Origin of the sequence: Streptomyces decoyicus (assembly GCF_019880305.1) — a bacterium.
GTDB classification, from domain to species: Bacteria; Actinomycetota; Actinomycetes; order Streptomycetales; family Streptomycetaceae; genus Streptomyces; species Streptomyces decoyicus.
Genome location: NZ_CP082301.1, coordinates 1,317,395 through 1,332,491, shown reverse-complemented (window position 1 = coordinate 1,332,491; position 15,097 = coordinate 1,317,395). Strand labels below are relative to the sequence as shown.

Annotated in this window: 12 protein-coding genes; 7 read left to right on the top strand and 5 right to left on the bottom strand. The window is 69.7% G+C overall.

The window, feature by feature from the left end; genetic code table 11:
- Positions 1–433: 433 nt before the first annotated feature.
- Positions 434–1,570: a substrate-binding domain-containing protein gene (locus K7C20_RS05800; RefSeq protein WP_030080740.1), complete on the top strand. Its 1,137-nt coding sequence runs from the start codon at positions 434–436 to the stop codon at positions 1,568–1,570.
- 204 nt (positions 1,571–1,774) lie between these two features.
- On the opposite strand, the gene K7C20_RS05795 is transcribed toward K7C20_RS05800, so the two are convergent.
- On the bottom strand, positions 1,775–3,292 hold the full coding sequence (locus tag K7C20_RS05795; protein WP_048829364.1) for an amino acid permease: 1,518 nt from the start codon (positions 3,290–3,292) through the stop codon (positions 1,775–1,777).
- 84 nt (positions 3,293–3,376) lie between these two features.
- The gene (locus K7C20_RS05790; protein WP_245171909.1) at positions 3,377–4,318 is read right to left on the bottom strand and encodes a hypothetical protein; all 942 of its coding nucleotides are present in this window, start codon (positions 4,316–4,318) and stop codon (positions 3,377–3,379) included.
- A gap of 634 nt (positions 4,319–4,952) precedes the next feature.
- Between K7C20_RS05790 and K7C20_RS05785 the strand changes: the two genes are divergently transcribed.
- Together K7C20_RS05785 and K7C20_RS05780 are read left to right on the top strand one after the other, a co-directional pair.
- The gene (locus K7C20_RS05785) at positions 4,953–5,870 is read left to right on the top strand and encodes an ABC transporter ATP-binding protein (protein ID WP_030080734.1); all 918 of its coding nucleotides are present in this window, start codon (positions 4,953–4,955) and stop codon (positions 5,868–5,870) included.
- 39 nt (positions 5,871–5,909) lie between these two features.
- Positions 5,910–6,716 (top strand): ABC transporter permease, encoded by an 807-nt coding sequence (locus tag K7C20_RS05780; RefSeq protein ID WP_030080733.1) that lies wholly within the window; start codon positions 5,910–5,912, stop codon positions 6,714–6,716.
- Between the two features lie 43 nt (positions 6,717–6,759).
- Here K7C20_RS05780 and K7C20_RS05775 read toward each other — a convergent pair whose 3' ends face one another.
- Both K7C20_RS05775 and K7C20_RS05770 read right to left on the bottom strand, forming a co-directional pair.
- On the bottom strand, positions 6,760–7,416 hold the full coding sequence (locus K7C20_RS05775) for a response regulator transcription factor (RefSeq protein ID WP_030080731.1): 657 nt from the start codon (positions 7,414–7,416) through the stop codon (positions 6,760–6,762).
- A complete protein-coding gene (locus K7C20_RS05770) occupies positions 7,413–8,705 on the bottom strand; it encodes a sensor histidine kinase (protein ID WP_078953644.1) in 1,293 nt (430 codons plus the stop codon). The genes K7C20_RS05775 and K7C20_RS05770 overlap by 4 nt, the downstream gene beginning before the upstream one ends.
- Positions 8,706–9,120: 415 nt before the next feature.
- Between K7C20_RS05770 and K7C20_RS05765 the strand changes: the two genes are divergently transcribed.
- The 3 genes from K7C20_RS05765 to K7C20_RS05755 all read left to right on the top strand — a co-directional run bounded on the left by K7C20_RS05765 (position 9,121) and on the right by K7C20_RS05755 (position 11,375).
- Positions 9,121–9,705, top strand: coding sequence for a hypothetical protein (locus K7C20_RS05765; RefSeq protein WP_030080727.1), 585 nt, complete (start codon positions 9,121–9,123; stop codon positions 9,703–9,705).
- 195 nt (positions 9,706–9,900) lie between these two features.
- Positions 9,901–10,698 (top strand): DUF3761 domain-containing protein, encoded by a 798-nt coding sequence (locus K7C20_RS05760; RefSeq protein WP_053210522.1) that lies wholly within the window; start codon positions 9,901–9,903, stop codon positions 10,696–10,698.
- A gap of 128 nt (positions 10,699–10,826) precedes the next feature.
- Positions 10,827–11,375: a hypothetical protein gene (locus K7C20_RS05755; RefSeq protein WP_030080723.1), complete on the top strand. Its 549-nt coding sequence runs from the start codon at positions 10,827–10,829 to the stop codon at positions 11,373–11,375.
- Between the two features lie 141 nt (positions 11,376–11,516).
- Here the strand turns inward: K7C20_RS05755 and K7C20_RS05750 are convergent, their stop codons facing one another.
- Positions 11,517–12,296, bottom strand: coding sequence for an SDR family NAD(P)-dependent oxidoreductase (locus K7C20_RS05750; protein WP_030080721.1), 780 nt, complete (start codon positions 12,294–12,296; stop codon positions 11,517–11,519).
- 528 nt (positions 12,297–12,824) lie between these two features.
- Between K7C20_RS05750 and K7C20_RS05745 the strand changes: the two genes are divergently transcribed.
- Entirely contained in the window at positions 12,825–15,044 is a 2,220-nt protein-coding gene (locus K7C20_RS05745) for an NADP-dependent isocitrate dehydrogenase (protein ID WP_053210523.1), read from the top strand.
- Positions 15,045–15,097 lie beyond the last annotated feature (53 nt).

Genomic DNA, 15,097 nt, shown 5'->3' with positions numbered 1-15,097 from the left:
CAGGCCTCCTTACGACTTCTCCTGAGCGGTGACCGAGGTGGTGTTGTTGCCGACCGCCGACGACGGGGGGAATGTGATGCTCGCGAAGTCCGCCCACAAATGAGAGCGAAAAGTTTGCGCCACATGCCCGACCGGCCGTGAACATTACCGCTTGTGCACGCACAGGCAACACATGACGACCAATGGCCAAAAGGTATTCAACTCTTTGTCATGTTTGGCCCGTTAATCCCTTGTGGTGGGCCGTGCGGGCCGCGTGGGCGATGTGCCACTGTCCGGAGGGGAGCAGTGCGGCGGCCGAATTGATTCTCACCGGGCCCGGTGCCGGCGGCGTGGCCGTGCCTGTCGAAGGTGGCTGCCGCCCGGGACATCGACACCCGTAACCTGTCTCCCCCCACCCCAACCCGTATCCTCATCCTGCCCTGCGAGGAGACCCGTGCACCCCACCCGCAAGGCGGTCGTGACAGCCGCTGCGCTCCTGGTCTTGGCCGCCACCGGTTGCGAACCCGGCGTCGGCACCACCGCGTCCCACAGGAACTCCGACAAGCCCGGATGCCCTGCTGCCTTCTCCAGGGCCGAACAAGCCGTCAAGAAGGCTGAAGCGGTCAACGCCCCCTGGAGAGGCCCCACTACCGGGCCCGAGGCCGTCCACGGCAAGAGCGTCGTCTACATCGCCCAGACCCTGACCAACCCTGGCGTCGCCGGGGTCGCCCAAGGGGTCCAGGAGGCCGCCAAGATCGTCGGGTGGCACTCCCGCACCCTCAACGGGCAGGGCACGCCCGCCGGTCTCCGGGCCGCCTTCCAGCAGGCCATCCGCCTCAAGCCGGATGGCATCGTCATCAGTGGTTTTGATCCCGGGGCAGCCCCCGAGGAGGTCAAAAAGGCCCATGCGGCGGGAATCCCGCTGATCGGCTGGCACGCCACGGCGGCTCCCGGTCCCAGTAAGGATCCGCAGCTCTTCAGCAACATCACCTCCCGGGTCGAGGACGTCGCGAAGATCAGCGCCGACTGGATCATCGCCCGCTCCCACGGCCGCGCGGGCGTCGTCCTGTTCACCGACGCCTCCGTACCCTTCGCGAAGCGCAAGTCCGACCTGATCAAGAAGGAACTCGCCACCTGCTCCGGCACCAAGCTGCTGAGCTACACCCACATGCCCATTCCCCAGGTCAACAGCCGCTCCATCAAAGAAGTCCGCTCGCTGCTGTCCCGTTTCGGCCGCAAGTGGACCTATTCCGCCGCCATCAACGACCTGTACTTCCAGCATGCCGCGCCCGCCCTGCGCGCCGCGGGCAAGGACGGCGCCGGCGCCCCCTTCAACATCGGTGCCGGTGACGGCGACCCGTCGGCCTTCCAGCGCGTCAACGGCAAGGAGTTCCAGACCGCCACCGTGCCCGAGCCCCTCTCCGAACAGGGCTGGCAGATCATCGACGAGTTCAACCGCGCTTTCACCGGCGCCCCGGACAGCGGGTATGTCGCCCCCGTCCACATCGCCACCGCGGCCAACAGCGGCGGCGCACTGTCCTGGGACTCCGAGGGCTACCGGCAGGCTTACCGCAAGATCTGGGGCGAGTGAGGGGGCTCGACCTGCTCTCCCGGCCGGGGTTGGGGTGAGCGCCCCCGGTGCGTTTTGTCGTGGCGCGGCTGAGAGGGACGGTCGGCAGGGCCGCCACCTCGATGACGGCAGAAGGTCCTTCATGGGTACGGCCCGCCGCCCGGTCCAGGGGGAGTGCCCTGGGACGGGGCGGCGGGCCGTCGGCCGGCGGGGTCGGGCCAGGCGCTACGGAGTGGAGGCCCGTTCCGGTACCGGCGTCTGCGACGGGTTGTTCCGCGGGTGGCGCGGGTCGAGGAACCACTTGCGGGCGGAGACGAGCCACCAGGTGCCGGCGAAGACCAGCACCACACCCACGGTGATGGGCGCGTAGTTGAACGTTTCGATGGTCACCGGGTTCAGCTGGGGCAGCATGAACAGCACAGTGATGATCACGACCCAGCTGACCGCGATCAGACCCACGGGCCTGGACCAGCGCCCCAGGTGCCAGGGACCGCGCCGGAAGTCCTCCCCCTGGCGCAGCCGCAGCAGGGTGGGCACCACGTACGCGATGTAGAGGCCGATCGTCGCGATGGACGTGACAGCGGCGTACGCGGTCGTGTTGAACAGGTACGGCAGACCGAGGAGGAAGGCACCGCCGGCGGCGAGCCACACGGCGTTGGTCGGGGTGCGGGTCCCCGGGTGGAGCTTGTGCCAGACGGAGGAGAACGGCAGCGCCCCGTCGCGGGAGAAGGCGTAGATCATGCGGGAGTTCGCGGTCACCGAAGCCATACCGCAGAACAGCTGGGCGCCGATGATGACGAGCAGCATCAGCTTGCCGGTGCTCGCGCCCAGTGCGTCCAGGAAGATCTGCGCCGGCGGCACACCGGTGTCCGAATCCAGGGCCCCGGTGTAGGACTGGATCGCGAAGGTCAGGCCGAAGAGCAGCACGAATCCGGCCGCCCAGGACACGACGATCGAGCGGACGATCCCCTTCGGCCCCTCGACCGAGGCATTCTTCGTCTCCTCCGTCATGTGGGCGGAGGCGTCATAGCCGGTGAAGGTGTACTGCGCCATCAGGAGACCGATGAGCGCGACGTAGACCGCCGAGCCCCAGCCGGTGTTGTTGACGAACTCGGTGAAGACGAATCCAGGGGACTGGTGCTTGTCGGGAATGATCAGCAGGGCGCCGACGATCACCACGACGCCGATCAGATGCCACCACACCGAGATGGTGTTGAAGAAGCCGACGACGCGCACGCGGAAGGTGTTCACCACGGCGTGCAGCAGAAGGATCACACCGAAGAGCGTGATGGTGTGGGCGGGAGTGGCGGCGTAGCTGAACTGAAGGTTCAGGTAGGCATTGAGGAACGACGCGGCGCCGAAGTCGATGCCCGCGGTGACGGCCACCTGGCCGAGCGTGTTGAACCAGCCGGTGAACCAGGCCCAGGCCGGAGCGGACTTCTGCGGGGCGAGTTTGTGCGCCCAGAAATAGAGGCCGGCGGAGGTCGGATAGGAGGAGCAGACCTCGGCCATGGCCAGGCCGACGAAGAGGGTCATCAGGCCGACGAGGACCCAGCCCCACATGATCAGGGCCGGCCCGCCGGTGTTCATGCCGAACCCGTACATGGTCAGGCAGCCGGACAGGATGCTGATGATGGTGAACGAGACGGCGAAGTTCTGCCGCCCGGACATCGAGCGGTCCAACGTCTGGGTGATGCCGAGTTCGGCGAGGCGTTCCTCCTCGGTCTGCGTGACGCTTGGCATGTCCAATGGCATGGCTGGGGCCTCTCCTAGTGGTGGCGCGGTGCATTGCGGCACAACATCGGTCTGCTCGGCGTCGGGGCGGCGCTACGGTGCGGACCCCTTGACCGCCCACTTCCGATGGCGGGTGAAGAGCTGCTGAGCGTCTCCGCAGTAGCTCCACGGCACATCCGTGGCGTACGGGCCGATGGCGTCGAACACCTCGGCCGCCGCCCGGTGCTGATTGGCGAAGGACATCGCGTGGGCCAGGTAGTTGGCGTCGTCGTGGAAGGCGGCGTGCGGCATGGAAGGAGCCCGGTACGTCCACCAGTTCACCCACGCCTGCTGGGTCGACGGGTTGTCCGTCCACGGATGGACCGTCAGGCCGTAGCGGTGCCCCTCCTTCTTCATCCGCGTGCGGTGCGACTCGGCGAGCGCGACCAGCGGCAGGACGTGCAGCGGCATCCCACGGGGGACATGGGCGCACCGTTCCTGCGCCCAGTGGAACATCTCGCCCGCCACGCCGTGCCAGTCGGGGAACATGTAGGTGAGGAGCTCGTGGTGCGCCTCCCTGTTCCACGGGTCACGTTCCTCGACCTCCTGCCACACGCTCTGCATCGTCTCCCGCCACTGCCGGTCGCGGTCGGGGGAGTGGTAGCGCAGCAGGGCGAGCATGACGACGTACGGCGTCGGATCGGCCGGCAGGACATCGCCGGCGGCATGGCAGCTCTGCCACGCCTCTTCCATCTCCGAGCCGCTGCCCTGCCCCCGTGGGAGGGCCATCGAGCGGAGGGCCTGGACGGTGGCGAGGAGGGCCAGGGCGTGCGGGGAACGGGGTTCGGCCTGCGCCCAGGTGTCGGCGAAGGTGAGCCGTGCCCCGGCGCGGGCGAGCACCTGGAGACGGAAGATACGGCGGTCCCAGTCGGCGCCGGTCGCGGCCAGCAGTTCGCGCGCGCCTTCCCATCTGCCCATCGCGGCGTCCTCCACCACTGCGCGCAGCCGGGAGTCGTCCCGCGCCGGATGCCGGTCGAATGCCGGCTGGCGTCTCACGGCCGTCCCGCCACAGTCTTCTCGGGTGGGGGAAGCAGTACCTCACCGTGCGCAAGGCGATCCGGTCCGTGCTGTGGTGCCTTCTCGTGCCCAGGCGAAAGCCCGATGCGACCTTGAGGGGCAATCACCGGAATCTCCTGTACGTGGGGATGCATGAGTTTCGCAAGCTGACTGTCAACTTCGTTCATGAAGTGCTGACTTGAGAAAGAAGACTATTCACTGACGCACGGTGGCGCACATTCCTTCGCTGATAAAGCTCATGCGATTGCTTCCTAGGGGGGCGGGTGAGGGGTGTGCGCACTCCTCTCCGGGCTCAGCCGGCCTTGTCGTAGGGCGATTTGACTGCTATAGGTGCCTTCGCGTCGAGGGGGGCGGAGTCGGCGCCGCGGGGCGCGGTAACGGGTTCGGCGCGTGCGCGGGGAACGGTGGCCGGGCGCGCCCCTGGTGGTGTCCCTCGCCCGGCGTACCCGGTGGTCCGTCGAAAGTCGCAGCGGGCGGGTCGCGCCTCGGGACGATCGGGCGGCGGAGTCCGGCCTTTCCGGCGATCCGCTGGGAGGGGCCGCGTTCCTACTGTGCTGGGGACGAGAAGTCCAGCGCAGTGGTGCGGGAACGGAGTGGGTTCGTGAGCGTCGGGATGTTGGAGGCCAGGGGGCTGACCAAACGCTTTGGCGGGAAGCCGGCGGTGGACGAGCTGTCCTTCACCGTGCACGCCGGCCGGGTGACGGGTTTCCTGGGCCCGAACGGGGCGGGCAAGTCCACGACCATGCGGATGTTCCTGGGCCTGGACCGCCCCGGAGCAGGCAGTGCGCTGGTCAACGGCAAACCCTTCCACCAGCTGCGCCACCCCATGAACGAGGTCGGTGCGGTGCTCGATGCCAAGGCCGTCCATCCGGGCCGCACTGCGTACGGGCATCTGCTGGGCCTTGCGTACAGCAACGGGATCGGACGCAGGCGGGTGGCGGAGGTCCTGGAGATCGCCGGTCTCGCGAAGGCGGCGCACAAGCGGGTGGGCGGTTTCTCGCTGGGGATGGGACAGCGGCTCGGGATCGCCGCCGCTCTGCTCGGCGATCCGCAGGTCCTGCTCTTCGACGAGCCGGTCAACGGTCTCGATCCCGAGGGCGTGCGCTGGATCCGCACTCTCATGAGGGGGCTCGCCGCGGAGGGCCGCACGGTGTTCGTGTCCAGTCATCTGATGAGCGAGATGGAGGTGACGGCCGACCATCTCGTCGTGATCGGCCGGGGCAGGCTGATTGCCGACACCGCTGTGCGGGATTTCCTCGCGGGCGGTTCACGGGACATGGTCAAGGTCCGCTCCCCGCAGGCCATTCAGCTCGCCGGAAGACTTCGGGAGGGCGGCGGGGAGGTCACCGCGGACGACGAAGGCGCGCTCCTGGTCACCGGCCTGGACCCGGTGCAGGTATCGGCGGCCGCCGCGGCGTGCGGGGCCGCGCTGCACGAGCTGTCGCGACAGCGCGTTTCGCTGGAGACGGCGTTCATGCAGCTCACCGAGGACAGCGTGGAGTACCGCGCCGACTCGCCGCCACCGGCCTGATTCGCGCCGCAGCCCCATCCCGACCCAGGAGGTAGCCCCATGTCCCTGACCATCGCCGCGACCGAGCACCGGTCCGCCCTTCCCCCCGGCCCCGCCTTCCCCCAGCTGATCCGGTCCGAGTGGGCCAAGCTCCGCACCGTCCGTGCCACCGTGTGCTGTCTGCTCGCCACCGCGGCCGTATCTGTCGGCATCAGCGTCATCATGGCCACGGTCATCGACAAGGAAGGCCCCCAGCCCATCTCCCAGATGGTGATCAACAGTCACATCGGCTACGGGGTGGGCCAGCTCGCCGTCGTGGTCCTCGCGGTGACGACCATCGGCAGCGAGTACAGCACCGGGACGATCCGCACCTCGTTGACGGCCGTACCGCGGCGCGGGCCGTGGCTGGCGGCCAAGGCCCTGGTCACGGCCGCGCTGGTGCTGGTCACCGGGGAGCTGCTGAGCATCGTCTGCTTCGCCGTCGAGTACGCTTCCGCGCCCGCTGTCTCCGGCTCGGTCACCGATCCCTCAGTCGTCCGGGCGGTTCTCGGCGGCGGGCTCTACCTGAGTGCGCTGGCCGTCCTCTCGTTGGCGGTCGGCGCCGCGCTCCGGAGCACGGTCGGCGGCATCGTCGTGATGTTCACGCTCATCTTCGTGGTGCCGACGCTCGCGGCCGCCCCGGCGCTCAGCGGCCTCGGGCATTTCCTGCCCGGCAGCCTCGTGCCCGGCAGCGCCGGCTGGGCGATCATGCAGCCCGGTCCGATGCTGGGCGGCCTCGGCCCGTGGGCCGGGTTCGGGGTGCTGTGCGCCTGGGCGGCGGCCGCGATGGCGGGCGCCCTGTATCTGCTGGACAAGCGCGACGCCTGACGCCCCGCCGCGAGGAGGCGGGCAACGCGGGCAAGGCCTCACGCTACGCCGCGAGGAGGCCGGCATCGTGGGCGAGGATCGCGGCCTGGACGCGGTTGGTGCACTCGAGTTTGGCGAGAAGCCGGCTCATATGGGTCTTCACGGTGGACTCGCTCATGTGCAGGCGGCCGCCGATCTCGGCGTTGGACATGCCCTCGCCGACCAGGCGCAGCACTTCGCCCTCGCGTTCGGTCAGGACGGACGTGCGGCGCCGTGCGTCGTTGGCCCTCGACGTGCCGCGGGCGGAGAAGTTGGAGATCAGCCGGCGGGTCACCGAAGGGGCCAGCATGGCATCCCCGTCATGGACGGTCCGGACCGCGCGGGCGAGGTCGCGGGGCGGGGTGTTCTTGAGCAGGAACCCCATCGCGCCGGCCTCCAGGGCCGCATGCACGTACTCGTCGAGATCGAAGGTGGTGAGGACCACCACCTTGGGCGGGGAGGGCAACTGGTTGATCTCCACGGTCGCGGCCAGCCCGTCCATGACCGGCATACGGATGTCCATAAGCACCACATCGGGCCGGTGCAGGCGGGTCAGGTGCACGGCCTCCACCCCGTTGCCCGCCTCGGCCACCATGCTGATGCCGGGGTCGGCCTCCAGGATCATGCTCAAACCGGACCGGACCAGGTCCTCGTCATCGGCAAGCAGGACGCGAATGCTCATGGTGTTTCTTCCCTCGTGGGTATCACGGCCGAGACCCGGAACCCGCCGTCCGGTCTCGGGCCGGCCTCGAAGACTCCGCCCAGGACGGTGACGCGCTCACGGAGGCCGACCAGGCCGTGGCCACCACTGGGCAGACGTGCGGTCGACGGGGCGCTGGGCACCTCATTGTCCACGGTGAGGTGCAGCTCGTCGGGCACGTACCGCAGCCGGACGAGGGCGGCGGCGCCTCCCGCATGCTTGTGTGCGTTGGTCAGTGCTTCCTGGACCAGCCGGTACGCGGTGCGCTCGGCGGTCGCGTCCAGCGGCCGGGAGGGGCCGGACGTGGTCAGTTCGATCCGCATGCCCGCGGCGCGCGACTGGTCGACCAGCCTGGACAGGTCGTTCAGGGTCGGCTGCGGGGCGCGGGGTGCCGGCTTCGCGCTCTCGTCGAGGCGGAGGACGCCCAGAACCTGGCGCAACTCGTCCAGCGCCTGCCGGCCGATCTCGCCGATGAGCCGGGCCTGGGTGGTGTGATCGCGGTCCGCCGGGGTGACTTCCAGGGCTCCGGAGTGGATGACCATGAGGCTTACCCGATGGGCGACCACATCGTGCATCTCCCGCGCGATCCGGGCCCGTTCTTCCATCCGGGCCTGCGAGGCCAGCAGGCGCTGCTCGCGTTCCAGCCGTTCGGCCTTCTCGCGCAGGTTCTCCACCACCGTCCGCCGCGCCCTCGCGTACAGGCCGGCCAGGACGGGAACCATCATCAGAAGGCCCAGCAGCGGTATGCCGGACAGCAGGTCTTCGATGGTGAGGTCGCGCTGGTCGGTGAGGAGCAGGTAGGCGCCGGTGGCGGCGGTCGCCACCGTGGACACCGCAGCCAGGGTGCGTCGGCTGCGACCGTATTTCGCCAGGGAGTACAGGCAGACGGTGAGCGCCGGGAAGCAGACCTCGGCGGGGAGGGCCAGGAGCACGGCCACGCACAGCCACGTCGGCCAACGCCGCCGCACCACCACTGCCAGCCCGGTCAAGGCCGCCAGCGTGAAGTAGGCCGGTGCGGGAAGCCCGAGCGGGTACTCCCCCTGGACGTCCACGAGGACAGTGGGGAACAGCGCGCAGCCCAGCGCGACCAGGATGTCGAAGACCATGCCCCGGCGGTTCTCCCACCAGAGCGGCCGCGCAGGGGTGAGCGACGGACGCCATCTGCGCCCGTCGGCGGGCGGGGAGCGGTGTGCGCTCGCGGGCGGGGGAGACGGGGCCGGCGGGGGTCCTGGAACCTGCGGCTCGGCCCGCGCGGCGTCGCGAAGTCGCATGGCGGCTCCATCCTCCAGCGGTGTGAGGGGTCTTCACCGGCGGTGGGGGCCGTGCCCTGCCCGTTTCTGCCTGGTCGCCCGTGCGGATGTTTCTGAATTCAACCAATTGCTCGGTCAGTTGGACCAGCATGCAGCAATTCGGCCACCGAAGCATCGGTCGATCGGTGTACCGGGCGGTAGGGCTGCGGTGCGGCACGAAGCCGGTACGGGGAGTGGCGTCTCCGCCTCCCGCCGTCCCGGGTGAGGTGAAGGCGGCCCGGTCGGCGGACGCGGTCGCACCGCCAGGTTCCCGCTCACGCACCGTGCTGGGCCAACCCATTTCGGTCACGACATCATCACAGGTTCTTCACTTCATCTATTTCGATGTTCAATCACTCGCTACTCTCCCGGTTCCAGACACCTTGGGGGGATCGTGATGAATCAGATGAACCAGCAGTATCCGGGCCGGCCTGGACAGCAGCCGCCGACGCCGGCCGGCATGTATGCCCCGCCACCGCCCAAGAAGAAGAGCGCGGGCGCAAAGGTCGGCATCGGATGCGGCGGTGCCTTCGGTGCGCTCGTCCTCATCGGCGTCATCGCCGCCGCCATGGGTGGCAGCGACGCGGAGCCCCAGGCCGGCAAGCCCGGCAAGGCCGCCATCGCACCGGCGAAGGGGCAGGCGCAGGGCGACGCGAAGCCGGCCGAGGCCGAGCCGGAAGAGAAGCCCGAGGCGGCCCGCAAGTCACCGGCCGACCAGTTCAAGGCCTTCGTCGCGAAAAACGGAAGCGCCAACGAGAAGGCCGCCATCGGGCACGTCACCAAAGTCCAAGGCGCGGACGAGCAGAACGACATCCTCGACTCGGTCGACATCTACACCGACTTCACCGGCGGGATGGTGGGCCCCCACCAGAGCGAAGGCAAGCTGATCGCCTCCGTCTTCGCCGACTGGAAGCAATCCAAGAACGGCCTCGTCACCATCTACGACGCCAAGGGCGAGATTCTCTCCAACGGCAATTTCTGACCGGCCTGAAGCGGTAGGGGCTCCGTCGCGTCCGAGGAGCGGCGGGGCCTCGCCCTCCGGCAGGAGCTCGGCTCCGCGCTCACCTCGCTTCACGCTCACACCACTTGTCTCTCCGGTTTCAGCCGGGCGGCGGCTCGCGACCGTGGGCAGGGCCATGCACGCAGCGGAGTGTGCAGTCGCAAGGCAGGGGGCCATATGACGGGAAACCAGGCGTCGACGTCGCCGGAGGGCAAGAAGAACGCCAGGCTCGGCTGCGCGGTCATTGCCGCCTTCGTGCTGCGCGTCGGCGGGTGCGTCAACCTGATGGACGGCGACGACGAGACGAAGTCGTCCGCCACTACATCCGTCTCCGATGCCTCCGACGGCGAGTCCGACGCATCCGGCAGCCAGGGCGACACCATCACGGTGCCCGACTACACCGGCCAGAACCTGCAAGAAGCGCAGGACGCGGCACAGCGTGCGGGCATCTACCAGCTCAAGAGCCGGGATCTGTCCCTGCGGGAACGCATGCAGGTATCGGACCGGAGTTGGCAGGTCTGCGAACAGGAGCCGGCCGCCGGGTCCGTCATGCAAGACACCAAAACCCTGACGTTCGGCGTCGTGAAGGCCGATGAGAGCTGCGACGATCCTGATGCGGCAGCGGCCACGGGCGGCGGCGACGCGCCCGAGCCCACGGACGAACCCACCGGGACCGGCAGTTCCGCCACCTCCGGCGGTTCGGACGTGGACGAGGGCGACTCCTCCGGGGGTTCGGGTGCGGCCGGCAGCGGCTCCTCCGGGGGTTCCAGTTCCTCCGGGAGTTCCAGCTCCTCCGGAGGGACGGGCTCCGGGGGCGGCGGCGGTTCCGCGAGCGGTGGCGACGAGCAGCCGCAGGCCCCGGCAGGCGCCTCTGCGCGATGCAACGACGGGACGTACAGCTACAGCGCGCACCGGCGGGGCACATGCAGCCATCACCACGGCGTCGCCGTCTGGCTGAGGAGCCTTCCGGCCTGACCAACCGCCCGGCACGGGACCGACGGGAAATAACGGGTGCCGCGGCACGCGACGGCACATAGCCGTACAACCTTCAACGGCGTTGGGCGGTCATCACCACACCATCACAGATGTCAGGGGGATCGTTCATGTCGCACTCGCCGCAGCCCGCCCCGTCCGGTCAGCCGCCCCGTCCGTTCGCACCGCCGCAGGTCACCGAGCCGCCGAAGAAGAACCACGCCGCACTCAAGATCGCAGTGGGTGTGGTCTGCGCGGGCATCGTCTTCGGGCTCGGGGCCGCGGTCGGAAGCGGCAAAGACGGCGGCAAGAAGACCGAGGCGAAGCCCGCCCCCACTGTCACGGTCACCGTCACCGCCAAGACGGCCAAGGCCAGGGCGAAGAACCCGAAGAGCGGCGCGAAGCCCGTGGAGAGGGCGGAGGCGCCCGCGGCTCCGGACGCCACGGTCGGCCAGGGCAGCTACCTCGTGGGGGAGGACATCGCCGCCGGCACCTACAAGACCGGCGGCCCCGCCGCGTCCGATGTCCCGCTGTGCTACTGGGCGCGCGCCAAGGACTCCAGCGGGGAGATCGACAGCATCATCGCCAACGGCACCCCCCAGGGCCCGGCCCGTGTCACCGTCAACAAGGGGGAGACGTTCGAGACCAACGGCTGCAAGGAGTGGACGAAGGTCCGCTGACCGGCCGCCAAAGCCCAGGGCGCGGCCTTCTCCGGCCGCGCCCTCAGCCCCCGTGCCGCCCGGTTCGGCCTGCCCCTCCGGCCGGGCCCTCAGCCCCATTGCCGCCCCGTCCGGTCTGTCCGTCGGCGGCGCCCCCGGCGGTCAGGTCACCGAGAAACCACCGTCGACGAACACCGTCTGCCCCGTGACATACGCCGCCCCCGGCCCGGCCAGAAACACCGCCGCGCCCGCGAAATCGTCCAGTTCGCCGTTGCGCCCGGTCATCGTCCGGCGCGCCATGGCCTCGGTGCGCCCGGGGTCGGCGAAGACCGCCTCGTTCAGCGGGGTGCGGACGAAGCCGGGGGCGATCGCATTGACGCTCACCCCGTACCGGGACCAGGCCTCCGCCTGGGAACGGGTGAGCGCGGTGAGCCCGGCCTTGGACACGCCGTACGCACCGCTGTTGCCGAACGCCCGGACCGACTGCTGCGAGGCGATGTGGATGATCCGTCCCCAGCCGCGGTCCGCCATACCGGGCCCGAAGCGCTGTCCGAGCAGAAACGGCGCATCGAGGTTGACGGCCATCGTGCGGTCCCAGTCGGGTGTGGTCAGCTCGGCCATCGGCGGACGGGGGTTGACCCCGGCGGCATGGACGAGGATGTCGGGTTCGCCGTGCCGTTGTGCCATCTCCTCCGCGCCCCGGTGCAGGGCGTCCCGGTCGCCGAGGTCGGCGTCGATCCAGTGTGCGGTCGCACCTGCCGCCTGCAACTCCGCTGCCGCGGACCGCAGTTGGTCCACATTCCGGGCCAGCAGCACGACCTCGGCTCCGGCGCGCCCCAGTGCCCCGGCGACGGCCCGGCCGATACCGGAGCTGCCGCCGGTGACCAGGGCGGTACGCCCGGCGAGGGAGAAGAGTGTGTCGAGGTAGGGGGTGACGGTCACGGTGGCGGTCCTCCTGGTGTTCGGCCGGTGCGGGGCGGCCGGGCCCGTGGGGAGGGGGTGCGGGCGGGCCCGGGGCGTCCGCCGGGGCGATCATGCTCCGTGCCGGCGCCCGGCAATCCTGTCGGGCACCCGCCGGCGGATACCGCGGGCCATGACGTCCGACGGCCACCGTCGGCTGCCACGCGCGCGGGCCGTCCCCTGCCGCGAGACCGGCGGATGTCATGCGTCACGAAGCCGCCGGGAGTGAGATCCCGCCGCGGACCGGCTGATACCGGTCGACGGTGCGCTGCGGCCGGTCTGCCGCAGGCCCGAGGCGCCCGGAGCAGCACGGGAGCAGACCGGAAGCAGATCGGGGGCGGACCTGCAGCGGAGTGGCCGCCCCGCTGGACGGGCAGCCGGAATTCACCGGTGGAAACCGCTCGGAACCACTTCCTCCGCTTTTGTCGGGGGCGGGGTCCTGTCGAGCGGGGGCCGGTCACGAGATATCTTGATGTCGAGCAATGTTGCAGACGTGGAGCGGAGCACCCGGTGACTGACTCGACCATCATCTACACCCACACTGACGAGGCCCCGGCCCTGGCGACGTATTCGTTCTTGCCTGTGATCCAGGCATACGCGTCGACGGCCGGCGTCAGCGTGGAGACCCGTGACATCTCCCTGGCCGGGCGCATCATCGCGAGCTTCCCCGAGCGCCTGGAGGAGGGCCAGCGCATCGAGGACGCCCTCGCCGAGCTCGGCCAGCTGGCCAAGACGCCCGGTGCGAACATCATCAAGCTGCCGAACATCTCGGCCTCGATCCCGCAGCTCAAGGCCGCGGTCGCCGAGCTTCAGGAGCAGGGCTACGCGCTGCCCGACTACCCGGACGACCCGAAGACCGACGAGGAGCGGGACATCCGTGCCCGTTACGACAAGGTCAAGGGCAGCGCCGTCAACCCCGTCCTGCGCGAGGGCAACTCCGACCGCCGGGCACCGGCGTCGGTGAAGAACTACGCCAAGGCGCACCCGCACCGCATGGGCGCCTGGACGGGCGACTCGAAGACGAACGTCGCCACCATGGGCGTCGACGACTTCCGCTCCACCGAGAAGTCCGCGGTCATCGACCGGGACGGCTCGCTGCGCATCGAGCTGTCGGGCGACGACGGCTCCACCACCGTCCTGCGTGAGTCGGTACCGGTCCTCGCCGGCGAGGTCGTCGACGCCTCCGTGATGCGGGTGGCCGCGCTGCGCGAGTTCCTCACGGCGCAGGTCGCCCGCGCCAAGGCCGAGGGCGTGCTGTTCTCCGTGCACCTCAAGGCCACGATGATGAAGGTCTCCGACCCGATCATCTTCGGCCACGTGGTCCGCGCCTTCTTCCCGAAGACCTTCGCCCAGTACGGCGAGTCCCTCGCGGCGGCCGGCCTGACCCCGAACGACGGCCTCGGCGGCATCTACAAGGGCCTTGAGTCGCTGGCCGACGGCGCCGAGATCAAGGCGTCCTTCGACGCCGAGCTCGCCGAGGGCCCGGAGCTCGCCATGGTCGACTCCGACCGCGGCATCTCCAACCTGCACGTGCCGAGCGATGTCATCGTCGACGCCTCCATGCCGGCCATGATCCGCACCTCCGGTCACATGTGGGGCCCGGACGGCGGGGAGGCCGACACCCTCGCGGTCCTGCCCGACAGCAGCTACGCGGGCATCTACCAGGCGGTCATCGAGGACTGCCGGGCGAACGGCGCCTACGACCCGTCGACGATGGGTTCGGTCCCGAACGTCGGCCTGATGGCGCAGAAGGCCGAGGAGTACGGCAGCCACGACAAGACCTTCGAGATCCCGGTCACGGGCACCGTGCGGGTCCTCGACGAGAGCGGCAACGCCGTGCTCGAGCAGGTCGTCGGCGCCGGTGACATCTTCCGTATGTGCCAGACCAAGGACCTGCCGATCCGCGACTGGGTCAAGCTGGCCGTCACCCGCGCCCGCGCGACCGGCGACCCGGCGGTGTTCTGGCTCGACGAGGACCGTGCGCACGACGCGCAGCTGATCCAGAAGGTCAAGGCCTACCTCCCCGAGCACGACACCGAGGGCCTCCAGATCGAGATCATGTCGCCGGTCGACGCGATCAAGTTCTCCCTCGACCGCATCCGCCGCGGCGAGGACACGATCTCCGTCACCGGCAACGTACTGCGTGACTACCTGACCGACCTGTTCCCGATCCTGGAGCTGGGCACCAGCGCGAAGATGCTCTCGGTCGTCCCGCTCATGAACGGCGGCGGGCTGTTCGAGACCGGCGCCGGCGGCTCCGCGCCCAAGCACGTCCAGCAGCTGGTCAAGGAGAACTACCTGCGCTGGGACAGCCTGGGCGAGTTCCTCGCGCTCGCGGTCAGCTTCGAGCACCTGGCGCAGACGACGGGCAACGCGCGCGCCCAGGTGCTCGCCGACACCCTCGACCGTGCCACCGGCACCTTCCTCAACGAGAACAAGTCGCCCAGCCGCAAGCTGGGCGGCATCGACAACCGCGGCAGCCACTTCTACCTCGCGCTCTACTGGGCGCAGGAGCTGGCGAAGCAGACCGAGGACACCCAGCTCGCGGAGGCGTTCGCGGCACTCGCCAAGACGCTGACCGAGCAGGAGCAGACCATCGTCGACGAGCTGGTCGCGGTGCAGGGCTCGCCGGCCGACATCGGCGGCTACTTCCAGCCGTCCGTGGCGAAGGCCTCGGCGGTCATGCGGCCGTCGACGACCCTCAACCAGGCCCTCGCGACCCTGAGCTGATGCGATAGCCGCGGAAGGCCCTTCCGCCCCGGCCGGCGCCCTGCCGGCCGGGG